Consider the following 23715-nt stretch of genomic DNA (forward strand, 5'->3'; position numbering starts at 1 on the left):
TATCACAGTTCGTCGTCGTCGTCTTCGTCGTCGGACGTCAGATGATCGAGGATGCGATCACGGACATGGTCATAGTCCAGGAACCGCGCGCAATTACGCACGACCATCTCGCCGATGAACGGGTTCTGTTCAGCGGTATGTGACGAGTTACCCCGGATCGAAACCTCGGGTGCCGAGGAAGCGTCCTCGCCTAGGTCGACATGCCAGAGCACGCTAGTCCGATACACCTGGATCGGAGCATTAAGCGCGCCAATGCCGCCGAGGTGGTAAGCCTCCTCGCGACAGCATTGCTCGCCCCGCCGGGTCTTCTCCAGCTTTTGAGATGCGCCAGCCACCATGAAGCCTAGTTCGACCATCGCGCCATCGCCCTGCTCTTCGTAGAGCGACTGTATGACGGGGAACAAGTTAACATGACTGAGTTCCAGGTTGCTCCCAAGAAGGTCATCGAATCGCCCACGAGCTTGGTTAAGGGCGATCATCCCGTGCCGCTGGTGCATCCCAAACGGGTAATCCACGCGGACTTCGACATAGCGGCCGTCCTCGGGAATCCACAGCACGTCTAGGGCTTCGAGGCGCTGGTGGCGAACACCGATCAGCTCGTTGAAGCCGGCAAGTTCGCCGGCTGCTTCGTCGGTGAGTTCTGCGACTACGACCGTCTCGCGGGTTTGTAGGTAGCGCGTGGAGGCGAGCACGACCGCTACGCCCTCATTGTAATTGACCACTGCCGCGAGCACCGGTGCTGCGCCTTGGTGCCCAGCCAACTCATCCTCGGTGAGCAAGATGGGGTATGCGCCACTGAACGGGTTCTCAGGCACATCAAGGGCCAGGGCAGTGGCCCGCAGAGCCGCGATCTCCTCTTCCTCAAGCTCAAATAGCTGAACCAGCTTTTCGCCGCACATGATGTGCTCTTCAAGGGCGTTCTGAAGCTCATCTTTTTTGTTGTCGTATTGGTCGTCACCGTCTGCGGCACGCGCAAGGGTGCGGTTCCAGCCGCGCGCCCGATCCAGCCCCTCCGATTTGAGGAGCCGCCGCGCCACCGCCCAGGGCATCCGTGCCCGCATACTTCGCATTACGTCGACAGTAGCCAAGACTCACCCTCTCACTGCATCGACAGTTCATCGCCCTACGGATTTGTTCTGGCAAGACTGACGCTTGGGGACTGGTGATCGCTACCCTACACCGGTGGAGCAAGCGAGCCTACCAGCCCCGTCGTATGGGCTCAAATGCGTGACACACCCCGCTGCTCTGCCCACGTCGTCGTGGCGGCTATTGCCACCCCCAAGCTCCCGTCGTCTCCCGCTGGAGATATATAACACGTCCTCTTCACCCGCCTTCTTGCCATAGCCGGTGCCAAAGAAATGGACGCCATCGCTTGCCTCAACGACGATCCGAGTCTCTTGGTCAGACAGCATCGGCACTTATTCACCGGGAGCCAAATGGATAACATCGGCCATCGGTCGGCTATTCTCACGCCGAAGCAGTGTTCACTTGTGCGCGACTGCAAAGGGCTGCTTTGAAAACAGGACGGTTCCGGCCGGACGCATACCCTTGGGAGATGGAGAAACGGGAATGATCGTGCTGACCGAATGGCTGCTTGCGGGAACACAAATTGTCCGCCTGAGCGTCCGGGTCTGGGTCGAAATCGCCAGATGGCCGATCGTCACTACCATCCTTGCCGGCATACAGGCCACACGCGTCCTACTTCACCGTTAGGGTAAATAGAACTTTTTCCCGACCTCTTTGCGGACGACGCGCCCTCCAGCAGCCTTGAGCCTCACCCAGGCAGTTCGGAACACAATTCTAACGTCACGACCGCGCTGGGTCGGCACCGACGAAAAGCTCGCCAGAAGCGTGCTCCTGTCACGGAGGTCAGGTTTCGGTGTCAAAGGAGAAAGCGCTGGATGCCCCGTGAGGATTCGAACCTCAATAGGCGGTATCAGAAACCGCAGTCTTACCATTAGACGACGGGGCATCAGCGAGGGCGCGATCTAAGCGGGGGTTTGCGCCGTGTCAACGCCCTGATGGTGCCAATTCGCCACGTCGCTTGCGTAATCGCCGCGCTGCGCTACATTCGTCGCCAAGCACCGGGCGGGTATTTTCCCGCGGCGGCAGATATAGATAGTGAGTTTTACGGCGATGGGGGATGTTTCCGCCCGAATGCCGTCCCGGCAGGCTGGTCCTGCCCGTCCGGCGGCGACCCGGCCCGGTCGAGGGCGGTGGGCCGATGCGCAGGCGTTTGCCGCGCTGGATCTCGGCACCAACAATTGCAGATTGCTGATCGCGCGCCCGCAGGCCGGTGGATTCGCGGTGATCGACGCGTTCTCGCGGATCGTCCGGCTCGGCGAAGGGCTCGCGTCCACCGGGCAGCTGAGCGACGCCGCGATCGAGCGCACGATCGCCGCACTGCGCGTGTGTTCGGACAAGCTGAAGCGTCGCAACGTCACGCTGGCGCGCTCGGTCGCGACCGAAGCCTGTCGCCAGGCGCGCAACGGCCCCGCCTTCATCGCCCGCGCGCTTGCCGAGACGGGTATCCATCTCGACATCATCACCGCGGAGGAAGAGGCGCGGCTGGCCGTGCTCGGCTGCCATGCGCTGATCGAACCCGGCAACGACCCCGCACTGATCTTCGACATCGGCGGCGGTTCGACCGAGCTTGTGCTGGTCGATACGTCGACGCCGATCCCGACCGTGCTCGACTGGCATTCCGCCCCCTGGGGCGTCGTGTCGCTGACCGAACATGCGGGCGGCGGCAAGGGCGAGGCGGGCCGACGCGCGGCCTATGCACGGATGCGCCAAGTCGTCGCGGACAGCATCGCGCCGTTCGCCGCGCGGCTGCCGCTCAACGTCGAGCGCCCCCGGCTGCTTGGTACCAGCGGCACCGTGACGACGCTGGGCAGTGTGCATCTGGGGCTCAGCCATTACGACCGGTCGGAAGTCGACGGGCTGATCGTGCCCGCCAGCGCGATGCGGCGGATCAGCGCGGACCTGTCGCACATGGCGATCGAGGAGCGGGCAAAGCTCGCCTGCATCGGAAACGAGCGTGCCGACCTGGTGGTCGCGGGCTGCGCGATATTGGAGACGATCATGGACATCTGGCCCGCCGAACGGCTCGGCATCGCCGACCGCGGCATTCGCGAGGGCATATTGCGCCGCCTGATGGGGAGCCCCAGGCCATGAGTCGCGGCGGCTCGGGCGGGCACACCCGCGTCCTCACCGCACGCAAGCGGACCGCGCAGTCGACGCGCTGGCTCGAACGCCAGCTGAACGACCCGTACGTCAAGCGCGCCAAGGCGGAGGGCTATCGCAGCCGCGCGGCGTACAAGCTGACCGAGCTCGACGAACGGTTCGAGGTCATCAAGGGGTCGAAGCGCGTCATCGATCTCGGCATCGCGCCGGGTGGCTGGGCCCAGGTGATCAAGCGCCGTCTGCCCAAGGCGGCGGTGGTCGGCATCGACCTGCTGCCGGTCGATCCGATCGACGGTGTGACGATCTTCCAGATGGATTTCATGGACGACGCGGCGCCCGCGATGCTGATCGACGCGCTCGGCGGCGCGCCCGACCTGGTGCTGTCGGACATGGCGGCGAACACCGTCGGCCATCCGCAGACCGATGCGCTTCGGACGATGGCGCTGGTCGAGGCGGCACTCGATTTCGCCTGTGACGTGCTGGAAAAGGGCGGGACCTTCGTGTCGAAGGTGTTCGCGGGCGGCGCAGATTCCGCGCTGGTCGCCGAGATGAAGCGCAACTTCACCAGCGTGAAGCACGCCAAGCCGCCGGCGAGCCGCAAGGGCTCGGTCGAGTGGTTCGTAGTGGCGCAGGGGTTCAAGGGGCGATCGGTCGATCGGGAGCGCTGATCCACCGATCGACCCGGCCTACCCCGTTCGTGCTGAGCGTAGTCGAAGCACCTTGAGTCCCATGCCCTTCGACTACGCTCAGGGCGAACGGTGTGGGGGGTGGCGAACGGTGCGGGCGGTGACGCACGGTGCGGGCGGTGACGCACGGTGTGGGATGGCGACCGGTGTCGGGGTGGCGACCGGTATGAGGGTTGCGACCGGTGGCCATCGGGACGGCGAATGCGAACCGCCCCCGTTACCCCCCGCCTCACCCCCAACGACACCCGCAAAGAAAAGGCCCGCGGACCTTCAGGTCCACGAGCCTTTCAATCACACCAACCAAGCGATGCCGAAGCATCGTTCGCCGGAAACCGATCAGGGTCAGATCACGACATGGCCCGGCTAGCGCCGCACCACGTCCGTGCGATCAACCCTCGTAATCGGCACCCAGATTCTGGTTGCGCGGCGGGGCGGCGGCGGTGAGGCGCAGCGCCTCGGCCGATGCCGCGAGGCTGCCGACGGCATCGACCTCGTCGTCATCGTCGACACGAACCTTCTGCAGGCCCTGAATGACCGATTCCTTGAGATGCGCCGGCTTGACGTTCTCGTCGGCGATCTCGCGCAGCGCGACCACCGGGTTCTTGTCGCGATCGCGGTCGAGCGTCAGTTCGGCGCCGCCCGAGATCTGCCGCGCACGCTGCGCTGCGAACAGCACCAGGTCGAACCGGTTGGGGATCTTGTCGACACAATCTTCGACGGTAACGCGCGCCATGACGCTTCCTTCGCAACAAACACCGATAGGGAGAACACAGGCGCCTACCCACACCGCGCCACAAAGTCAAGATTTTGCCGGTTGGGTGTCCGGCGCTACCCCGAGTCGCCCCGCCGCAAGGTTGCATCGGCCCGATGCTATGTCCACTACCCCCGGCCATGACCATGCCCGCCCCCGAGCTCGACCGCACCACGACCCCGCAGGCGGCGGAGTCGGTCTTCACCGTCGATGGCAACCGGCTGACCCTGCTCGAGGCGGGCCCCGAACGCCTGACGGCACTGATCGGGCTGATCGACGGCGCGCGGCAGTCGCTGCGCATCCTCTATTACATCTATGCCGACGACGATGCCGGCCAGCGCGTGAACGCGGCAATGATCGCGGCGGCGAAACGCGGCGTGACGGTCGCGCTGATCGTCGACGGCTTCGGCAGCGACGATGCAGCGAGCGCCGATTTCTTCGACCCGCTCGAAGCGGCGGGAATCGCGGTGTGCCGGTTCTCCGCGCGATTCGGCCGGCGATATCTGCTGCGCAATCACCAGAAGCTCGCGCTGGCGGACGGCGAACGGGACGACGCGCGGATCATCGTCGGCGGCTTCAACGTCGAGGATGACTATTTCGGCACCGTTGCCGACAATGCCTGGCGCGATCTCGGCCTGCTGATCGAAGGCCCAGCCGCGGGGCGGCTGACGGGCTATTTCGATGCGTTGAGCAGCTGGATCCACCAGCCCAAGGGCAAACTGCGCAAACTGAACCATGCGCTGCGCCGCTATAGCGAGACGCAGGGGCCGACACGCTGGCTGATCGGCGGACCGACGCGGCGGCTGTCACCCTGGGCGCGGGCGGTCCGCGACGACATGCGCCGCGCGACGCGGATCGACATCATCGCCGGCTATTTCACCCCGAGCCCGACGATGTTGCGCAGGCTGGATCGTGCCGGGCGTCGCACCGACCGCGTGCGCATCGTCACCGCCGCGAAATCGGACAACAACGCGACGATCGCCGCCGCGCGGTTCACTTATGCCGGACTGTTGCGCAAGGGCGTGCACGTCTTCGAATATCAGCCGACCAAGCTGCACACCAAATTGTATGTCATCGACGACGCGGTCCATATCGGCTCCGCCAATTTCGACATGCGCAGCCTGTTCATCAACATGGAGCTGATGATCCGGATCGAGGATGTCGACTTCGCTGCGAATGTTCGCCGCTATGTCGACGCCGAAATCGCCGCCTCGACCGAGATCACGCCGGCGCTCTACAAGGCAAAGACCGGTTGGCTGCAGCGCGTGAAGCAGTTCGGCGCCTATTTCGTGGTCGCGGTCGTGGACCCCAATGTCTCGCGCGGATTGAACTTCGGGATCGAGGACTAGGACGCCGCTGAACGGCGGCGCCCGTTACTGCGCCGCCGTACCACCGACCGTCAGGCCGTCGACCAGCAGCGTCGGCTGCCCGACGCCCGCCGGCACCGACTGCCCGCCCTTGCCGCACATGCCGATGCCCTCGTCGAGCGCGAAGTCGTTGCCGATCCCGCGCACCTTGGTCAGCGAGCTGGGGCCGTCGCCGATCAGCGTCGCGCCCTTGATCGGCGCGCCGAGCTTGCCGTCCTCGACCAGATACGCCTCGGTGCAACTGAACACAAATTTGCCCGACACGATGTCGACCTGCCCGCCGCCGAACGCCTTGGCGAAGATGCCCTTCTTGACGCGGCTCAGCAGCTCGGCGGGATCGTCGTTGCCCGCCTTCATGAAGGTGTTGGTCATCCGCGGCATCGGCGCGTGCGCATAGCTTTCGCGGCGGCCATTGCCGGTCGCCTCGACCCCCATCAGCCGCGCGTTGAGCCTGTCCTGCATATAGCCCTTGAGGATCCCGTCCTCGATCAGCACGGTCTCACGCGTCGGCGTACCCTCGTCGTCGATCGTCAGCGAGCCGCGGCGATCCTGGAGCGATCCGTCGTCGACCACGGTCACGCCCTCGGCCGCGACGCGCTCGCCGATGCGGCCCGAAAACGCCGACGTGCCCTTGCGGTTGAAATCGCCCTCGAGCCCGTGGCCGATCGCCTCGTGCAGCAGGATGCCGGGCCAGCCATTGCCGAGCAGCACGGTCATCTCGCCGGCGGGCGCCGCGATCGACTCGAGATTGACCAGCGCCTGCGACAGCGCCTCGTCGATCGCACGGTTGTACGTCTCGGGCTGGAAGAGGTCGGTATAGAGATAGCGACCGCCGATACCGTAGCTGCCCGTCTCGCGGCGGCCATTCTGCTCGGCGACGATCGAGACGTTAAGCCGCACCAGCGGCCGCACGTCGGTCGCGATGAAGCCATCGGCGCGGACGATCTCGACGACCGACCATGTCCCCGACAGGCTGACCGACACCTGCGCCACGCGCGGATCGCGTGCTCGCGCGGCGGCGTCGATCGTCTGGCAGAGGTTCACCTTGTCCGCGAACGGCACGAGGTCGAGCGGATCTGCGGCGGTGTAGCGGTGGCGGTTGGTGCCCTGGGGCGGGCCGGCCTTGGCGGCGACGCCCGGCTCGATCAGCGCCATCGTCTCCGCGGCGCGGCGGATCGCGGCGGGGGTCATCTCGTTCGAATGCGCGAACGCGGTCATCTCGCCCGACACCGCGCGCAGGCCGAAGCCCGAGCTCGTGTCATAGGAGGCGGTCTTCAGCCGGCCGTCGTCGAAGCCGAACGCCTCCGCCTTGCGGTACTGGAGATAGAGTTCGCCGTCATCGGCCTTGGCGAGCGCCTTGGCGGTCAGCGCCTGCGCCTGCTCGGGGTCGAGCGTGTCGCGGTAGAGGAACGAGCGGGGGTCTGCAGCTATCGTCATCCGATAGATATAAGCGGCTTAGCGCCCTGCGCCATCCCCATGGTCACGCAATGTCGACTGGTCCGCGCCATCGGCGGCCCCGCCGACCAGGATAAAGCGCCGATCGCAATAGCCGCAATCGACATAGCCGGTCTCGTCGATCTGCAGCCACACGCGCGGATGGCCGAGCGCTGCACCGCCGGGAATGTCGGTGGCGCCATCGCAGGCGACGCGGGCGTGGGTGACGCGGGTGGTTTCGAGCGGCGGATGCATGGCGGCGCGATAGCAAGCGCGGGCGGGGCGGGCAATTGGTTCTTCGGTGGTGATAGGAAGGAAGGATTTGTTCACGCGGAGGCGCGGAGGCGCGGAGGTGTTGCGCTTGTCGCGAAGCGACCTTCACATCAGATGCGGCGGAACAGAAAGTGGGTCTCCCGACCGACAGGCTGGATGCGACATCTCCGCGCCTCCGCGCCTCCGCGCGAACAAATCTTCTTTGCGACCCCCGAGGGGATGACCCGCCCTTCCCGTCCCGCTATGCCGCAGCGATGACCGAAGCCGCGATCGCCATCACCAATCTCTGCAAGACCTACGCCCCCGTTGGCACGGCGGAACCCAAGCGCGCGCTGGACGGGGTGACGTTCGACGTCCCGCGCGGCCAGATCTTCGGGCTGCTCGGCCCGAACGGTGCGGGCAAGTCGACGCTGATCAACATCCTGGCGGGGCTCGTCAACAAGACCGACGGCAGCGCCGCGATCTGGGGCTTCGACATTGACGGCCACCCGCGCAACGCCAAGGCGTCGATCGGCATCGTCAACCAGGAGATCCTGTTCGATCCCTTCTTCTCGCCGTTCGAGACGCTCGAGATCCAGGCCGGGCTCTACGGCGTGCCCAAGGCGAAGCGCCGGACGATGGAACTGCTCCGCGCGGTGCATCTGGAGGACAAGGCGCACGCCTATGCCCGCACGCTGTCGGGCGGCATGAAACGCCGGTTGATGGTGGCCAAGGCGATGGTCCATTCGCCCCCCGTCCTCGTCCTCGACGAGCCGACCGCGGGCGTCGACATCGAACTGCGCCAGCAGCTCTGGACCTATGTCCGCAGCCTGAATGCAGCGGGCGTCACGGTGATTCTGACGACGCATTATCTTGAGGAAGCCGAAGAGCTCTGCGACCGGATCGCGATCATCAACAACGGCCGCCTGATCGCCAACGAGCCGACCCGCGAACTTGTCGGCAAGGCGCAGGAAAAGATCGTCGCCGTCACCGTCGACCGCGACGTCGGCATGGTCCCGGCGAACGCCTGCTTCCAGAAGATCGCGCTCAAGGGCACGCGCACGCTCGAAATCACTTATGCCAAGGACCGCGTGAACGCCGGCGAAGTCCTCGCCGCGGTCCAGTCGGGCGGTTTCGGGATCGTCGACGTCTCGACCAAGGAACCCGATCTCGAGGACGTGTTCCTCAGCCTCACCCGCGCCGCCAACGCCTGAGCGCGCACGGCACCGGGCGCAGTGCCGGGGCCGGTTCGGTTCACGCCGTGGGGCAGACCACCGTCGTGCCCTGGCCACGGTTGCTCAGCGTGGCGCGGTAGAAGAAGGAGTCGCTGCCATAGGTCTGGTTGGGGCCGAACACGAGATCGACCTTATCGCCGATTTCGAGGCCGAACTTGACCCCGTTGACCGTGGCGGTGTCGACGACGATTCCCGAGGCGACGGTCACGCCATTGCGGGTGATGCGGTAATCGACGCCGTCGCCCGTATTTGCCTTGCTGAAACAGGCGGACAGTTCGACCTGCATCGCGCGCGGCGCGGTATAGCGGATCACCGCGCGGATCGGGTTCGCGCCATCGCCTGCCGGTGCGGCGGTGGTATTGTTGATGCGCAGCGGCTTGGACCAGCGATCGCCGAAATGGCTCGCGAAATCGGTGTCGAACACGCCGAGCCGGGTATCGACATTCGCCTTGTCGCGACGCCAGTAGCTCCAGGATCCGCTGCCATATTGCAGCATCGTGTCGGCAACGACCTGCGACGCGGTGATCGTATAGCCGGTGGCCCCGCTGACGATCAGCGGCTCGGATCCGATCTTGACCGGGCCAGCAGGCAAGGCCACCCCGTACATGTCGCGAACAACACCGCCGGTGAAGCTGATCGTGCCGCGCAGCCCCCATACGACCCAGCGATCGGCACCGATCCGGTAGAGGTTGAACGGCTGGTCCCCGGTATCGACCCGCACCGGCTGACCGTATGGCAACAGCGAATCGATGACGTTGCGATAGGCCCTGCCCTGCGGCTTGATCAGCGATCCGGTAAACAGCCCCATATACGGAAAATGAGTCTGTTCGACGAGCGCGTACCAGGACGCATGCCGGACGCCGGCGGCATAGAGCTCGACGACCGATTTCACCAAACCGGCCGAGGCGCGCCGCGTATCGGCATATCCGAAGCTGAATTCGGTTGCCCAGATCGGCTTTGGCGTCCCGTAGCGGCTCATGGCGGCGTTGAGATTGGCGATCTCGAAATCAATCCCCTCCGCATCGGGGCGATAGGGATGGACCGCGACGCCGTCGATCACGTCGAGCATGCCGATCGCGAACAGCGAGGTCAGGAACCCCGTCCCGATCACGTTGGTCGATCCGCCGAGGATCGCGACCTGCGGGTTGGCGGGCTTCACCCGGGCATAGAGGACCCGCAGCATGTCGACATAGGCGCGGAACTTGTCGACGCCGGCCGGATAATCGAGCGCGCCGGCACTGTTGACTTCGTTGCCGACCTCGATCGCCACGACACAGGATCCGAACCGCGTCAGCAGCGCGGCGATATAATTCGCATAGGCGGTGCGGCCCGCCGCCGACGACACCATCCGCCCGCCGTCGTAGAGCGCGTTCTTCGGCGTGATCGTGAGCGTCAGCGCACCGCCGCGTCCGCAAAATGTGGCGAGCGTCTGAACCGGGGTACCGGAAAAGTCGTACACGCCCGCCGTCCGCTCGACACTGGCCCAGTTGACCGTATCGCGCACGGATTTGGTCGCGAGCGGCGTCGTTAGATCGAGCCACGCGGGGCTCCATCCCTGGCTGAAATGGGTCTGCACGCCGAACGCGAACCCGGTCTCGCTCGGCAGAGCGCTCGTCGCCGCAGTGCCGGTCGTCACGCCTGGGGCCTGCTGGCCACTTGCCGGTTGAGACGCCGTCGCGGATGTCGAGACGACCGTGATCGCCGGGTCGGACACAGATGCGCCGCTCGCGCCGATCGCAAATGCCGTGACCCCGTACAACAACGTCGCCGCTGCCAGACCGACCGCTAGTTTCGCCTGCATTCGAACGCCCCCCGCGCCAAACATGCCCGTCGCCCTCACGACGAGTCGCCGCACTTTTCCTACCCCACTTGTAGAACAGATGAGTCTAAAATGGATGAAGTCGGCATTTTTTGGCTTGAATATCGTATTCTTGCAGTACTGCTGAATAATAAGACTGCCAAACTACTGGCAAACAGCAGTTTTGCTGATCTAAGTACTGATATCTCGGAATTGGTGGTCAGAGCCAGCCAACGACCAGTCCGAGCAGCACCCAGGCACCGACCCCGCACCCGACCATGACGACGGCGCGCACGGGTCGCGGCCAGGGTGTGATGTCGGGCACGGACTCAGACACGGGTGCATCGTGCGCCGCCGGGTCCTTTTCGAACATCGCGTGGACGATCGTCTGGCCGGAAAAGGCCTTTGCGAACGTCTCTTCTGGAATGGGCACCGCGAAGACACATCCATAGCCGCCAGGTGCGAGACGGACGACGTCTGCCTCGACGGTAGCGCCGCCGCCGCTCAGTGCGAGACGCAGACGCGTCCCCACAGTCATCGGGATCGAGGACCGCAGACGGCACCCTGTCGTCGAGAAATCCTCGACGATCACGTCATGCGCGACACCAGGCATGAGCCGTAATGTGCTGTCGGCGGAGACGACGCGCCGTGTGGCACGGCTTTCGCGCATCGTCAGCGCATCGATGGGCATGATCTGCATGGTTGCGGTGAGTGACATCGGTCCTCCAGGTTAAGGGCCGTATAAGTCGCGGCTCTTAACACAAGATTATCAGCGCAGTCCGGCATCATCATTTTTGCAGTTAACCCCCTAACAAATGCCATTATACAGATGCTTAGCAAATCAACATTTGTTTTCTTAAACAATAACCTCAGATATTAACGCTGAAACGTCCAATAATGACCCGCGTCATTGCTGATCATTGCACACTGCCTTAGGCGGAAAGACTATATGGTGTGCCGATGACAGATACCCCAAGCTCCCCGATCGACGCGCATCGGCATGACATCGCCAGGATCGATCCGACGGCCTGTAACGCCGCTTCTGGGATCGCGCTGCGCATCACGACGGTACGGGCATGACCTTGTGAATTGGCAGGAAGCACGGGCCTTCGTCATCGCATTCTGCCTGTTCAAGCCGCGCGCGTCGCTCGCGACGGGCCTGCTCGTCGCGATTGCCGGCCTGGTCGAGGCGCTTGGCCTCGTCCTCATCATTCCACTTCTCCAGATTGCCGGGGGGACGGGCGCTCGCGGACACTGGTCCACACTGCTCGCCCGGCTGCATCTCGACAGCCGCCCGGAGCAGATCACGCTCGTGCTCTCGGCCTTTGCCGTGCTCATGCTCGTGCGCGCCGCGCTGATCTCGATCCGGCAGAGCGCGGTCATCCGGCTGGAGCTGGAATTCCTGTCCTCGCTGCAGATCAGGCTGATCGAACGCCTGGGGGCAGCACCCTGGAGTGCGATCGTCGGGCTGCGGCATGCCCGGGTCAATCGTATCCTCGGAAGCGACATCCAGCGGCTCGGCCAAGCTGCGATCGGGCTCGTCCAGTCCATCGTGGCGGCGATCACATTGACGGTGCAGCTGACCATCTCGATGCTGCTCAGCCCGCTGCTCACGCTGCTCGCGGTCCTGTTCGTCGCGACGGGCGCGCTGCTCAGTGCCCCCTTGTTCCGCGCCGCCAGACAGGTCGGCGACAGCGTGACCGATGCCAATCTGATGATGGTGAACGAAGTCGGCCAGTTTCTCGGGGCCCTCAAGCTCGCGATGAGCCAGAACCTGGCCCCCCGGTTCGTCGCCGATTTTTCGAACGCCATGACCGACTCGGTCCAGGCCGAGCTGACCTTCGTCGCGCGGGAAAACCGATCGCGGCTCCGCATGACGGTGGCGGGCATCGTGATGGCGGGCGGGATCGCCGGGATCGGACTGGGCGTGGTCGCAGTCCCCGTCCCGACGCTGGTCGCGCTGCTGCTGATCCTGTCGCGGATGGCCGGACCAGCGCAGGCGCTGCAGACCCAGGCGCTCGAGGTCGTTCGCGCGCTGCCGGCCTATGCGCAGATTCGCGAGCTGGAGGCCGAACTCGCCAGCGATCGCGGTCTTGCGACCGACGCGATCCTGCCGGCGCTGGAGGTCCTGTCGTTCGACCGGGTCGGCTATCGTCACCCGCGCGGGGCCGACGGCGCGGGTTCCGGCGTCGACGCGCTCGATCTGGAACTCCGGCGCGGCGAGTTTCTGGGCGTGGCGGGGCGATCGGGCGCGGGCAAGACCAGTTTCGCGGACCTGCTCGTCGGCCTCTACCACCCGCAGGCTGGGCGCATCCTGCTCAACGGCACCCCCGTCACGCTGGCGAACCACAGCGCCTGGCGCGACCGGCTCGCCTATGTCGCGCAGGATCCGTTCATGCGCCATGCGAGCATTCGCGAGAACCTGCTCTGGTCCAACCCGGGCGCGAGCGATGCGGCGATCGCACGGGCGCTATGGATCGCCGACGCGGACGACCTGCTCGCACGACTGCCCGAGGGGCTCGCCACCTGGGTCGGCGAACGCGGCAGCCTGATCTCCGGGGGCGAACGCCAGCGGCTAGCACTCGCCCGCGCGGTGTTGCGCGATCCGCAATTGCTGATCCTCGACGAGGCCACCAACGCGATCGACATCGATGGTGAACAGATCATTCTTCACCGGCTGCGCGAGGCGTGTCCCGACACGACCATCCTGATGATCGCGCACCGGCTCGAAAGCCTACGCCGGTGTGACCGGATCCTCCTGTTCGATGCCGGGCGCGTCGTTGCACAGGGATCGTTCGAAACGATGCGATCGCGGCTGGTCGCGGTCGAGCGCGACGATGCGACCGCCGCGGCGCCGCACGCCGGACAGACGCAGGGGGCATCGTGAATTTCTATCGCGCGTTCGGACTGGTGTTTCGCTCGGACATCCCGCTCGGGTCGCTTGCCGCGAACCGCATCGCGGCACAGCAGCCCGATGTCGATATCCGACGCGGCACCCCGGCACGCCCCGATCCGGGGGTCGCCGTCGACGATATGCGGGTCGAGATCAACGCCGACTCGTTGCGCTTGTCCGTGCCCGAGTGCGGCTGGTTCGACGTGACGGGGGGTGCGCGCATCATCTACGAGGCGCGGGCCGGCATCCCGGCGGAACACATGCCACCCTATCTCCTGGGGACCGCGCTGGGGGCGCTGCTCCATCAGCGCGCGCTGCTGCCGCTGCATTGCAACGCGATCGTCCATGACGGCAGGGCCTATCTGTTCTGCGGGGATTCCGGCGCAGGCAAGTCGACGCTGGCCGCGGTGTTCGAAGCGCGCGGCTATCCCCTCCTCACCGACGATCTGTGTGCGATCGCAGCGGATGCGGAGGGCCGGTTTTCGGCCACCCCGGGAATCCCACGGCTCAAGCTCTGGATCGAATCGCTCACGGCACTCGGCCGCGAAGGCGCGGAGGTCACCCGCATTCCCTGGTATGAGGACAAGTTCGAGGTCGCGATGTCGCGCGCCGCCGAGGATCGCCGCTATCCCGTCGCCGCCATCTATCATCTGCGTCAGGCCGACGAGGATGCGCCGCCGGGCATCCACCGTCTGCAGGGGCTCGAGGCTGCCAATGCGGTGACGGCAAACATCTATCGCCGCCGCATCGCCGACCTCCTTGGCCGCGCGCCGGGCTATCTGGCCGAATCGATGGCGCTGATCCGTAGCGTTCCCCTTTTCCGATTCAATCGACGATGGGGGCTGCAGAACGTCATCGAAGATGCCGCCCTTGCCGAAGCCCATCTACTCGGCGTGAAGATGACCCAATAAGGGACGCAATGCTGCCATTGTAAGCAAAACGGTTGCGATGATTCCGATGATCTGTGCGACGACCGGGCAACAAGAAGTATTAGCTTAAACCGCATTGAAACACGATCTTTGGGAATTAGTCATGACACAGCATCGCAAGACATGGCAGCGTCCAGTACTTGTTCGCATGGATGCCGCCGATGCCGAGAGCGCATCACTGATGTATAATCGGGACTATTATCACCGCCAGATGGGCCCGTCTTGATTCCACAGTCCCGGTGGGTCGACGAAGCGCACCGGGGCGCGTTGACCTCGGGAACCCAGTCACGATCATAGCGGTGCCGCGCCCTTGAATGTGCGGTCCCCCGGCTCCGAACCACGCTGAACTCGCGCTCCGGTTCGATCATGACGATGCATGATTTCGCCGTCTTTCACCGCCGCTCGATCACGTCACCGTGATTCTTCAAGCAAATCCGGTTGGTTGACGGGTAACAAGTCGCCACGATCATTCATACGAGCCGCGAATTCATAAATGGTAAGGAAAACTATTCACGCCTTTTGGGCCGTTTATGCAATTATTGCGAAAGCCGGAAGCTGATCGACATGCCGCCGATACAGCAAATGCTACAAGGGGTATCGATATGGTCAAGACTCGCAAGACATGGCAGCGCCCTGCACTTGTTCGCATGGACGCAGCAGATGCCGAGAATGCTGGACAGCCCTATAACCGCGACCAGTTTCGTCGTCAGATGGGCCCATCCTGATCTTCAGTCCTGAACAGGCACGGGAAATCGCGCGGCGGTAATGCCGCGCGATTTTTTGTTGGGCATCGATCGGCCCGCCAGGCGCGCCGCCTCCGCGGACGGCCTGCGAAACGCTTCAAGAAGCATGGGAATTCTGTTTGGCTCGTGCAGATTTGGATACGCCGGTCCGCCGCAGCACATCGGCGGCAACGGCGGAGATTGACGGGCAACTGGTCGCGCTCGATATCAATAAGGGCGTTTGCTACGGCCTCAACGAGGTCGGTACGCGCATCTGGGGCCTGATCGATGCCCCCATGTCCGCGCGAGCGATCAGCGCGATTCTCGTGGACGAATATGACGTCGACCAGGCGACCGCCGAGGAGCAGACGCTCGATCTGATCCTCGAACTGCTCGCGGCGGAGTTGGCGATATCCGCCTGATCCGCGGAGGCACGCGCATCGATCGGGAGCGCATGGCGTGACAGCGATCTATGGCCTGACGCACTGGTCCGACCGGGACGTCGATGCCGATGCCGACCGCATGGGTACGGTGCTGGCCCGCTATGGCCGCGACGCGCACGAAATCTGGCGGGGGGGGACGATCGCGCTGGGCGCGCGTCACACCTTCCTGCTCGACGAGGACCGGTTCGTCGCCCCGATCCATGCCCGCGACCGCCGCTATGCAGTGGTCGCGGACGTGCATCTTACCGAGCGTGCGGAGCTGGAACGCGAACTCGGCCATTCGGGCGGGTCGGCAGCGGCACTGTCCGATGCGATGCTGGTCGCCGATGCGCTCGAACATTGGGGCGAGGGCGCGTTCGACCGCCTCTATGGCTGGTTCGCGATCGCCGCCTGGGACACGCAGGACCAGCGGCTGCTGCTCGCGCGCGACTTCATCGGCAAACGCCCGCTTTATTATCTGCGCGCCGAGGACGGCACGCTCGCCTTTGCCTCGATGCCCGACGCGCTGCACGCGCTCGGCATCGTCCCACGCGCGGCGGACGAGGACCAATATCTACGCCTGTTCCGCCGCGCGCCGCTTTCGCCGGATCGCACGCCGATGGCCGGTATCTCGCGCATCATGCCGGGATATTATGGCGTATTCACCGCACAAGGGGCGACGACGCACGCCTATTGGAAACCTGATCTGACGCCGTTGCGACGCCAGACGCAGCGCGACTATGAGACCCAGATGCTCACCCGGCTCGACGCCGCGGTCACGGCGACGCTGCGCGGCGCGGGCGACGAGATCGCCGCGCATCTCTCGGGCGGGTTCGATTCGACGACGGTCGTCGTGACGGCGGCGCGGCTTCTCGCGGATACGCCGAAGCGGATTGTCGCCTATACCGCGGCCCCGCATCACACGCCGCAGACCTACCAGACGCATCATTTCTCCGACGAAAGCGCGCTCGCTGCCGAAACCGCGGCGATGTATCCCAATGTCGAACATGTCGTGATCCGCAGCGATGCTCCGACGCTCGCGGCGCTCGACCGCACCGTCGATCTCTATCCCGAGCCGATCCCCAATCTGTGCAACATGGTGTGGGTCGACGCGATCAACGCAGCGGTGCAGCGCCGCGGCATCCGGGTCCTGCTCGAGGGCACGATGGGCAATCTTTCGATCAGCGCATCGGGCGTCGCGGCGCTGCCGTCGCTGGCGCGACGCGGACGGTTGCTCGCCTGGGCGCGGCTCGGCCGGGGGCTGGTCCGGTCGGGGTGGATGCGCTGGCCGGGCGTCGGCTGGAACACGATCGGCCCGTTGTTGCCCGTATCGCTGTGGAAACGGGTGATGCGCGCCCGGGGCATCGTGATGCCGTCGGTCGCCACCGCCATCCCGCTGCTCCCTGAGACGCTCGCCCGGGTCGAGGCGCGCATCGCCGCGGAGAACCCGACGATCGACCCGGCGCATGCGGCGGACCTGTCCGACGCGATGCGGTACGGCACCGATCCTGTCGGCGCCAATCTGCGCATGGTGGCCGGCAATGAGGACGGCAGTTTTTTCAAGGCAATGCTGGCGGAGTTCAGGATCGACGTCCGCGATCCGCTTGCCGACCGACGCCTCGTCGAATGGGCGCTGCGCGTGCCGGTCGAACGCTGGGCCTGGGGCGGCGAGCCCCGCGCGATCCTGCGCGGGGCCATGCGGGGCAAGGCACCGCCGAGCGTGCTCGATACCCGGCTGCGCGGCTATCAGGGCGCCGACTGGCCCGTCGCGCTCGTCGCCTCGCGCGACCGGCTGCGCGACGAGATCGACCGGATGAAGATGTTCGATCAGACCGCCGGGACGATGGATGTCGACCGGCTCCAGAAGCTGGTCGACGACATGCCGCCCGCCGATTCACCGCTTTGGACGGATATCGCCTATGAGATCGCCTATCGCGAGAATCTGCTGCACGCCGTCGCACTGGCCAGCCACATGCGTCGGACCGCCGGGAGCAATTATTGATGACCGCGGACGATCGTCTCGATCCGGGTATTCAGCGGCTGATCGCGGCTGTCGACGGCCGGCCCGATGCGATGGTCGCGCTGGCCCTGACTCTCCTGCTGCCCCGCGGCCTGACGCAAACCGCGCGACGGTTGTGCGACGCTGCGGTGGCGCTCGCCCCCGATGATCGCGAGATCGCAGCACAGGCGCGCCGGATTCGATCGGCCGGGGTCGGCAAATGGTATTTCACGATGGTGCAGGACGATGATCGCCACGCGCTCTATGCCGAGGCGCTGCGCAGCGTGATGCCGGCCGACGCGACGCTGCTCGATATCGGCGCCGGGACCGGCCTCTTCGCGATGATCGCGGCCCGGGCCGGTGCCGCGCGCGTCATCGCCTGCGAGCGGGATTCCGTGGTTGCAGCGGCCGCATCCGCGGTCGTCGCCAAAAACGGCTATGCGGACCGCGTGACGATCGTCCCGAAGGACGCGCGCGATCTGCAGATCGGGGTCGATCTGGCCGCGCCCGCCAATGTACTGCTGTGGGATAATCTCGCGAACAACCTGATCGGTGCGGGTGGACTGAGGACGGTCGAGGATGCGCGCGCGCGCCTGCTTACGCCGGACGCGGTGATCATGCCGTACCGGGCCGAGATCATGGTCGGGCTCGCCACCCATCGCCGCCCCGCCGATTATGCGATGGGCATCGTCGACGGCTTCGACATGACCCCGTTCAACCAGCTCGCGGTCAGCCATGATACGCCGGACCGGGGGGCGATCGACCTTCGCTCGAATGGCGTCGCGATCTTCGACATGGACTTTACCGGCCCGCCGATCCCCGCGGCGCGCAACGCCGTCACGGTCCACGCGACCGCAGGTCGGGTGCACGGGATCGTCCAGTGGATCCGCTTCCATCTGACCGAGGGGATCGTCTACGACACGATCGATCCCGGCGTGCGGGCGTTCGAAACCGAGGTGACGCCGGTCGAGCCGTTCGACGTCACGGACGGGCAGGCGGTGGTGATATGCGGCCGGCACGACCGCGACGTGCCATGGTTCTGGCTGGAGGCATGATCGTGCCACGCCGCCAGGATGGATTCTGGACCAAGTTCGGCCGCTTTTCGTGGGAGGAGCGGTTCGCCCTCGCCGAGGCGACCATCCTGCTGACGGTCTCCGCACCGCTGATCCGCCACGCGGCGCTGCCCCGGCTCGGCCGGATCGCCTCACGCCCGCTGCCCCGCCCGCTCCCGCCCGGGCCACGCCGGCGCGACCTGGCCGAGATCATCGCCTGGGCCGTCGATCGCGCGGCCAAGCGCAGCCGCCTGCGTGCGCTGTGTTTCGAGCGCGGGCTCACCGCACAGGTCATGCTGCGGCGGCGCGGAGTCGATTCGACGCTGTTCTATGGGATCCGCCCCGGTTCGAAGATGCCGCTCGACGCGCATGTCTGGGTTCTCGATCAGGGATTCGACGTGACGGGCACGCCGCCCGATGGAGGCTATGCGATCCTGGCGTCGTTCCCGCCGGGTCGTGAGGCGAGCGGATTTCAGCCGTGTTGAACCTCGATGCGCTGATCGACGGCGATGCCCAGATCGCCTCCCCGGAATTCGCGCTCGTCGTCGCGGCAACGCGGTGGCCGCATGATCCGCGCTGGGCAGCACGGCTTCGCGATCTGGCGTTACAGGTCACCGATTGGCCGCGCGTCGCGGCGATCGTCGAGCGCCACCGCGTTGCCGGCCTGTTTGCGGCAGGCCTGAACCATGCGGGCCTGCCGGACATCGATGCCGGGACCGAAGCGCGCGCCGCGATCGGGGCACTCGCGCGGGACAGCGCGGTACAGGAACTGCAATCCGTCTTCGAAACGCTACACTTGGTACGCGCGCTGGAGGGGGCCGGCATTCCCGTCCGGGTGCTGAAGGGCGCGACTGCGGCGATGCTCGCCTTTGGCCGCTATGGTGTCCGCTACAGCATGGACATCGATCTGATCGTCGCCAAGGACCAGGTCGCGCACGCCGCCAGCCTGCTCGACGCGCGGGGCTATGTGCGGATCGCGCCGGCGGCCGATGCGAGCGCGGCGACGATGCGGGCGCGGATGGCGCGCTACAAGGATCTCGCATTCGAGCATCCGGATTCGGGGCTGATGGTCGAGCTGCACTGGCGCCTGTTCCAGAATCCCTATCTGTTGCGCGGCGATGACCTCGATGCGCGCGAGCCGATGCAGCTCGTGCCGGGCGCCAGCGTGGCGGTTCTCCCGCGCGCTCCCGCGATCCTGTACCTGTTCGCGCATGGTACAGAACATGGCTGGGCGCGGTTGAAATGGCTCGCCGATATCGGCGCGATCCTTGCCGCCGAGACGCCCGCCGACCTCGATCAATTCTATGCGCGTGCACAGAAGCGGGGGGCGGCACGACTGGTGGCGGCGGGACTCATTCTCAGCCATGCCCTGTATGAGACCGCGCTGCCCGGCGCGATCCGGGACGACCTGGCACGCGACTGGCGGCTGCGATCGCTGGTGCGCACCGCTTATGCGAGCCTGATCGGCGACGAGGATGGCCGCGAACTCGAGCAGGTCGCGCATGCGACGACGCGCAAGAACCTCAGCCACTATCTGATCTCGCGCGATCCGCGTTTCGTGGTCCACGAACTGCGCTACGATCTGCTCGACCGCAGTGCGGAGGGGCTGAAGGGGGGCTCGCGGCTAGGCCGAGTGTCGCGACGGCTTTGGGCACTGTCCGGCGGCCGACGCCATGCCCAAAATGGCTAGGGCTCGACGGCTTTCACGATGATCTCAAGCCACGATGATTAATGTACCCCTGATTCTGGTATTGCAGTTCATATGTCTGGGATGTTTTAGATCTCTAATGTCTGTCAGTATATTGTGCAATTACCAGACTTTATCACCATATAGCGATTTGATTGATCATTTTTAGATTATATTTACTCGCAACGCTGCTCTGATGTTGCACGTAGGATATTTCGTCGGTAGGTTTGATCCGATCGGCGCGATAAAGTCTGATTACTCATTTGCGCCACCCGTCGGGTCCCCGTCATAATCTGCTGTCAGCCTAGGAGGCGCTGCTTTGAAGGTCGCGCTTTTCAATGTGAAATACAGCCCGAATCTGGGCGATGGGCTGCTGTCCGAATGCACTGAGCTCGAATTGCACCGCGCCGGGATCGATGCGGTCTCGATCGATCTTGCCGGCAGGACGGGCTACGCGCCCGGTAATGCCAGCCGGGGCAGGATGCTCGCCGTGCTTGAGGGAATGCCCGCACCGCTGCGCCGCGTCGCGACCCGCACGATCCTCTCGGCGCTGGCGGCGATCCGGCTGCGCCCGGCGTTTCGCCGCCAGCTCGTCGATTGCGATGCGGTCGTCGTCGGCGGCGGCAATCTGTTCAGCGACAGCGATCTCAATTTTCCCGTCAAGATCCACGCCGCACTGTCTGAAGCGGTGAACCTGCCGGCCGCGGTCTTTGCGGTCGGCGTGGCGCGGAACTGGTCCGCGACCGGTAGGCGATTGTTCGCCGACGGATTGCGGAATGCCACGATGGTCTATGCGACGGTGCGCGACGAACGATCGCGGGAGATCTGGGACGACCTCCTCCCCGCACCGATCCCCCGCGCGGGGCTGGTTCGCGACCCGGGTCTACTGGCCAGCCGGCACTATCCGCGAGGCCCCGCCTCCGCCGACCACCGCAGCGTCGGGTTATGCATCACCGATCCGCTCGCGCTGCGCTATCACGGCCATGACACGGATGCCGGAGACATGGCGCACTGGTATGGTGGCGTGGCGACGGCGCTTGCCCAGGCGGGATGGACCGTCGGGCTGTTCACCAACGGCAGCCCCGAGGACCGGGCGTATCTCAATCGCAACGCGGCAGACTGGATCGCGGCAGCCGTGCCGACGCGCATCACCCGCATCGCCGATTTCGCCACGCCCGGCGACCTCGCCACGTTCATCTCGAGCTGCGACCTGATGGTTGCGCACCGCATGCACGCCTGCATCGCCGCGCATTCCTTCGCGGTTCCAACGATCCTGCTCAAATGGGACCCGAAGCTGGAAAGCTTTGCCGAGATTGCGGGCCGATCGGACTATTTCGTCGACCCCGCGACGATCACGCCGACCGCGCTGGCCGAGCTGGCCGCACGGGCCGAGCAGGCCGGGGTCGATCGGGCCGCGTGCACGGCGTTGATCGATGCGGCGGCCGGCGACGTTGCGGCGCTTGCCCGCGCACTCAGGGCGGCGGTCGCGGCGCGTTCATGATCGATCATATCGTCGTCATCAACGACCTGTCGGTACCCAAGGGCGGGGCGACCGCACTCGCGCTGGCATCCGCATCGGCGTTTCGCGCACGCGGCTACCGCGTCACCTTCGTCACCGGCGATGATGGCGACAACCCGGCGCTCCGCGACCAGGGTGTCGAGATCGTCGCACTGGGAAGCAAGCGGCTGCTCTCGGGCGGCGCGCTGACCGCGCTGACCCGCGGCGTCTATAATCGCGCGGCCGCCGACATGGTCGCGCGCTGGATCGCCGCCAATGATCGCCCGTCGACGGTGTATCATGTGCATGGCTGGGCACAGATCCTGTCGCCGTCGCTGTTCGCCGCGATCGCGCCGGTGCGGGCGCGGCTCGTCTATTCGGCGCATGATTTCTTCCTGGCCTGTCCAAACGGCGCGTTCGCGTTTCTGAAGAGCGGTGCGGTCTGCACGCTGACGCCGATGTCGCCCGGCTGCATCGGCGCGAACTGCGATCGTCGCAGTTACGCGCACAAGCTCTGGCGGGTCAGTCGGCAGGCGGTGCAACGCCATCTTTATGATCCGCGCCACTCGCCGCCGGTTCTGGCGATCCACGAATCGATGCGCCCGTATTTGATGCGCGCGGGCATTCCGGACGCGGCCATCGAAGCGCTGCCCAATCCGGTCGTGCCCTGGTGCAACACCCGGGTCGAGGCCGAACGCAATGCCGAAATCCTGTTCATCGGCCGCCTCGAAGCGACCAAGGGTCCCGATCTTGCTGCAGCGGCGGCGCGGGCGGCGGGGTGCACCTTGCGTGTGATCGGTGACGGCGTCCTGCGCGAGTCGCTACAGGCCAGCTATCCCGAAATGTCGTTCATGGGCCAGCAACCGCCGGCGGCGATCCGCGGCTATGCGGAACGCGCGCGGATGCTCGTCATGCCGAGCCGTTATCCCGAGCCCTATGGGTTGGTCGCGGCGGAGGCGCTGTGGAGCGGCCTGCCCGTCATCATCACCGATACCGCCTTCCTCGCAGACGATATCGTCGCGGCGGGCGCCGGGCTGGCGATCGAACCGCGCGACACGCTAGCGTTTGCCGCCGCGATCCGGCTGATTGCCGAAGATGATGCGCTGGCACGCCGAATGAGCGAGGCGGCCTATGGCCACACCCGCGGGCTCGCGCTGACGCCCGACGCGTGGATCGACCGCCTGCTCGACGCCTATGCGCGTCGCCTGGCTATGGCAGCGTGACTGACGCCGGCGCGGGAAGCAGCAGCGGCAGCGGCAATGCGCCCCCGCGTGCACCCCGGCGGTCCGCCCGGGCGGTCCTGGCCGCGGTTGTCGTCGCATAGCCGGTCTTGACGACGCCCCTACTGTCGTCGGCCATCGTAGCTTTTCCGGCGCGTGCGCGGCCGGCGCCACGGCGCTCGCTGCCGGCAAGGACCCGATAGGGATTGGCGAGCGCCGTCGCGCGTAGCCGTTGCGCACGCATCGGCAGGATCGCCGCACCCAAGGCCGCCATGCCATAGAGCAACCGCATCGCGTCGATCGAATGATGGAAAAACGCCGATCCCGCGAATTCGCCGAGCGTCAGGCCGATCGCGCCAAGCCCGGCGATATCCGCGCTGCGCACCATCGGCAGGCCGAGCAGCAGCAACAGCGCCAGCGCATAGGCGATGATTGCGCCCAACGGAGCCGCGATCAGATCCGCGGCGGACAGCAGACCCGCCGCGACGACGAGCAGCACTAGGCCGCCCCGCGCGGCCATGACCACGTCTGCGCCGGTGATCCAGTGGGAGGGTCCTCGAATCATGGCCACAGCCATAACCGGG

The 23715-nt window shown here is 65.6% G+C and carries 21 protein-coding genes and 1 tRNA gene; 14 read left to right on the forward strand and 8 right to left on the reverse strand.

What is annotated here, in order from left to right; genetic code table 11:
- Positions 1-2: 2 nt before the first annotated feature.
- Positions 3-1049 carry a hypothetical protein gene (locus tag IFT87_RS05190; RefSeq protein ID WP_192007820.1) on the reverse strand — a complete coding sequence of 349 codons (1047 nt, stop codon included), beginning with the start codon at positions 1047-1049 and terminating at the stop codon, positions 3-5.
- Positions 1050-1569: 520 nt separating this feature from the next.
- Between IFT87_RS05190 and IFT87_RS05195 the strand changes: the two genes are divergently transcribed.
- Positions 1570-1713, forward strand: a complete 144-nt coding sequence (locus tag IFT87_RS05195; protein ID WP_192007822.1) for a hypothetical protein — start codon at positions 1570-1572, stop codon at positions 1711-1713.
- Positions 1714-1898: 185 nt separating this feature from the next.
- Here the strand turns inward: IFT87_RS05195 and IFT87_RS05200 are convergent.
- Positions 1899-1972, reverse strand: a tRNA-Gln gene (locus IFT87_RS05200).
- A 185-nt stretch (positions 1973-2157) separates the two neighbouring features.
- On the opposite strand from IFT87_RS05200, the gene IFT87_RS05205 reads away from it, so the two are divergent.
- Complete coding sequence (locus IFT87_RS05205) at positions 2158-3177, forward strand: Ppx/GppA phosphatase family protein (RefSeq protein WP_037528621.1); 1020 nt, start codon at positions 2158-2160, stop codon at positions 3175-3177.
- Entirely contained in the window at positions 3174-3854 is a 681-nt protein-coding gene (locus IFT87_RS05210; RefSeq protein WP_031393473.1) for an RlmE family RNA methyltransferase, read from the forward strand. Before IFT87_RS05205 ends, IFT87_RS05210 begins: the two co-directional genes overlap by 4 nt.
- 406 nt (positions 3855-4260) lie before the next feature.
- Here IFT87_RS05210 and rpoZ read toward each other — a convergent pair whose 3' ends face one another.
- Positions 4261-4605 (reverse strand): DNA-directed RNA polymerase subunit omega, encoded by a 345-nt coding sequence (gene rpoZ, locus IFT87_RS05215; protein WP_031439727.1) that lies wholly within the window; start codon positions 4603-4605, stop codon positions 4261-4263.
- A 164-nt stretch (positions 4606-4769) separates the two neighbouring features.
- On the opposite strand from rpoZ, the gene IFT87_RS05220 reads away from it, so the two are divergent.
- Positions 4770-5972 carry a phospholipase D-like domain-containing protein gene (locus tag IFT87_RS05220; protein ID WP_052149001.1) on the forward strand — a complete coding sequence of 401 codons (1203 nt, stop codon included), beginning with the start codon at positions 4770-4772 and terminating at the stop codon, positions 5970-5972.
- 24 nt (positions 5973-5996) lie between these two features.
- Here the strand turns inward: IFT87_RS05220 and tldD are convergent, their stop codons facing one another.
- Entirely contained in the window at positions 5997-7427 is a 1431-nt protein-coding gene (gene tldD, locus IFT87_RS05225) for a metalloprotease TldD (protein ID WP_056673054.1), read from the reverse strand.
- Positions 7428-7445: 18 nt separating this feature from the next.
- Positions 7446-7679, reverse strand: a complete 234-nt coding sequence (locus IFT87_RS05230) for a zinc-finger domain-containing protein (RefSeq protein WP_031393477.1) — start codon at positions 7677-7679, stop codon at positions 7446-7448.
- 272 nt (positions 7680-7951) lie between these two features.
- On the opposite strand from IFT87_RS05230, the gene IFT87_RS05235 reads away from it, so the two are divergent.
- A complete protein-coding gene (locus IFT87_RS05235; protein ID WP_056673057.1) occupies positions 7952-8890 on the forward strand; it encodes an ABC transporter ATP-binding protein in 939 nt (312 codons plus the stop codon).
- A gap of 40 nt (positions 8891-8930) precedes the next feature.
- Here the strand turns inward: IFT87_RS05235 and IFT87_RS05240 are convergent, their stop codons facing one another.
- Positions 8931-10712 (reverse strand): hypothetical protein, encoded by a 1782-nt coding sequence (locus IFT87_RS05240; protein WP_037528625.1) that lies wholly within the window; start codon positions 10710-10712, stop codon positions 8931-8933.
- 217 nt (positions 10713-10929) lie between these two features.
- On the reverse strand, positions 10930-11427 hold the full coding sequence (locus IFT87_RS05245; RefSeq protein ID WP_084215047.1) for a PilZ domain-containing protein: 498 nt from the start codon (positions 11425-11427) through the stop codon (positions 10930-10932).
- Positions 11428-11793: 366 nt separating this feature from the next.
- On the opposite strand from IFT87_RS05245, the gene IFT87_RS20840 reads away from it, so the two are divergent.
- From IFT87_RS20840 to IFT87_RS05290, 9 genes are all read left to right on the forward strand, one after another.
- Entirely contained in the window at positions 11794-13596 is a 1803-nt protein-coding gene (locus tag IFT87_RS20840) for an ABC transporter ATP-binding protein (protein WP_031439721.1), read from the forward strand.
- The gene (locus IFT87_RS05255) at positions 13593-14513 is read left to right on the forward strand and encodes a hypothetical protein (protein ID WP_052380852.1); all 921 of its coding nucleotides are present in this window, start codon (positions 13593-13595) and stop codon (positions 14511-14513) included. The genes IFT87_RS20840 and IFT87_RS05255 overlap by 4 nt, the downstream gene beginning before the upstream one ends.
- An 880-nt stretch (positions 14514-15393) precedes the next feature.
- Positions 15394-15675 carry a PqqD family peptide modification chaperone gene (locus IFT87_RS05260; RefSeq protein ID WP_037528629.1) on the forward strand — a complete coding sequence of 94 codons (282 nt, stop codon included), beginning with the start codon at positions 15394-15396 and terminating at the stop codon, positions 15673-15675.
- 37 nt (positions 15676-15712) lie between these two features.
- The gene (locus IFT87_RS05265; RefSeq protein WP_037528632.1) at positions 15713-17677 is read left to right on the forward strand and encodes an asparagine synthetase B family protein; all 1965 of its coding nucleotides are present in this window, start codon (positions 15713-15715) and stop codon (positions 17675-17677) included.
- A complete protein-coding gene (locus IFT87_RS05270) occupies positions 17677-18729 on the forward strand; it encodes a 50S ribosomal protein L11 methyltransferase (protein WP_052380851.1) in 1053 nt (350 codons plus the stop codon). Before IFT87_RS05265 ends, IFT87_RS05270 begins: the two co-directional genes overlap by 1 nt.
- Positions 18708-19211, forward strand: a complete 504-nt coding sequence (locus tag IFT87_RS05275) for a lasso peptide biosynthesis B2 protein (protein ID WP_192007823.1) — start codon at positions 18708-18710, stop codon at positions 19209-19211. The genes IFT87_RS05270 and IFT87_RS05275 overlap by 22 nt, the downstream gene beginning before the upstream one ends.
- Positions 19205-20416, forward strand: coding sequence for a nucleotidyltransferase family protein (locus tag IFT87_RS05280; RefSeq protein ID WP_192007824.1), 1212 nt, complete (start codon positions 19205-19207; stop codon positions 20414-20416). The genes IFT87_RS05275 and IFT87_RS05280 overlap by 7 nt, the downstream gene beginning before the upstream one ends.
- 316 nt (positions 20417-20732) lie before the next feature.
- A complete protein-coding gene (locus IFT87_RS05285) occupies positions 20733-21914 on the forward strand; it encodes a polysaccharide pyruvyl transferase family protein (protein WP_192007825.1) in 1182 nt (393 codons plus the stop codon).
- Positions 21911-23134 carry a glycosyltransferase family 4 protein gene (locus IFT87_RS05290; protein ID WP_031440302.1) on the forward strand — a complete coding sequence of 408 codons (1224 nt, stop codon included), beginning with the start codon at positions 21911-21913 and terminating at the stop codon, positions 23132-23134. The genes IFT87_RS05285 and IFT87_RS05290 overlap by 4 nt, the downstream gene beginning before the upstream one ends.
- Here IFT87_RS05290 and IFT87_RS05295 read toward each other — a convergent pair.
- Positions 23121-23696: a hypothetical protein gene (locus IFT87_RS05295; protein WP_152555456.1), complete on the reverse strand. Its 576-nt coding sequence runs from the start codon at positions 23694-23696 to the stop codon at positions 23121-23123. The genes IFT87_RS05290 and IFT87_RS05295 overlap by 14 nt on opposite strands.
- Positions 23697-23715: the final 19 nt, after the last annotated feature.

This window comes from Sphingomonas sp. CFBP 8765, from assembly GCF_014841445.1.
GTDB lineage: Bacteria > Pseudomonadota > Alphaproteobacteria > Sphingomonadales > Sphingomonadaceae > Sphingomonas > Sphingomonas aerolata.

Excerpts from the sequence above, each read along its gene's own strand:
- IFT87_RS05270 (WP_052380851.1), top strand. The coding sequence starts at position 17,677 with ATGACCGCGGACGATCGTCTCGATCCGGGTATTCAGCGGCTGATCGCG.
- IFT87_RS05230 (WP_031393477.1), bottom strand. The coding sequence starts at position 7,679 with ATGCATCCGCCGCTCGAAACCACCCGCGTCACCCACGCCCGCGTCGCC.
- IFT87_RS05220 (WP_052149001.1), top strand. The coding sequence starts at position 4,770 with ATGCCCGCCCCCGAGCTCGACCGCACCACGACCCCGCAGGCGGCGGAG.
- IFT87_RS05245 (WP_084215047.1), bottom strand. The coding sequence starts at position 11,427 with ATGTCACTCACCGCAACCATGCAGATCATGCCCATCGATGCGCTGACG.
- IFT87_RS05275 (WP_192007823.1), top strand. The coding sequence starts at position 18,708 with ATGGTTCTGGCTGGAGGCATGATCGTGCCACGCCGCCAGGATGGATTC.
- IFT87_RS05240 (WP_037528625.1), bottom strand. The coding sequence starts at position 10,712 with ATGCAGGCGAAACTAGCGGTCGGTCTGGCAGCGGCGACGTTGTTGTAC.
- IFT87_RS05290 (WP_031440302.1), top strand. The coding sequence starts at position 21,911 with ATGATCGATCATATCGTCGTCATCAACGACCTGTCGGTACCCAAGGGC.
- tldD (WP_056673054.1), bottom strand. The coding sequence starts at position 7,427 with ATGACGATAGCTGCAGACCCCCGCTCGTTCCTCTACCGCGACACGCTC.
- IFT87_RS05235 (WP_056673057.1), top strand. The coding sequence starts at position 7,952 with ATGACCGAAGCCGCGATCGCCATCACCAATCTCTGCAAGACCTACGCC.
- IFT87_RS05190 (WP_192007820.1), bottom strand. The coding sequence starts at position 1,049 with ATGCCCTGGGCGGTGGCGCGGCGGCTCCTCAAATCGGAGGGGCTGGAT.
- IFT87_RS05195 (WP_192007822.1), top strand. The coding sequence starts at position 1,570 with ATGATCGTGCTGACCGAATGGCTGCTTGCGGGAACACAAATTGTCCGC.
- IFT87_RS05210 (WP_031393473.1), top strand. The coding sequence starts at position 3,174 with ATGAGTCGCGGCGGCTCGGGCGGGCACACCCGCGTCCTCACCGCACGC.
- IFT87_RS05205 (WP_037528621.1), top strand. The coding sequence starts at position 2,158 with ATGCCGTCCCGGCAGGCTGGTCCTGCCCGTCCGGCGGCGACCCGGCCC.
- IFT87_RS05295 (WP_152555456.1), bottom strand. The coding sequence starts at position 23,696 with ATGATTCGAGGACCCTCCCACTGGATCACCGGCGCAGACGTGGTCATG.
- rpoZ (WP_031439727.1), bottom strand. The coding sequence starts at position 4,605 with ATGGCGCGCGTTACCGTCGAAGATTGTGTCGACAAGATCCCCAACCGG.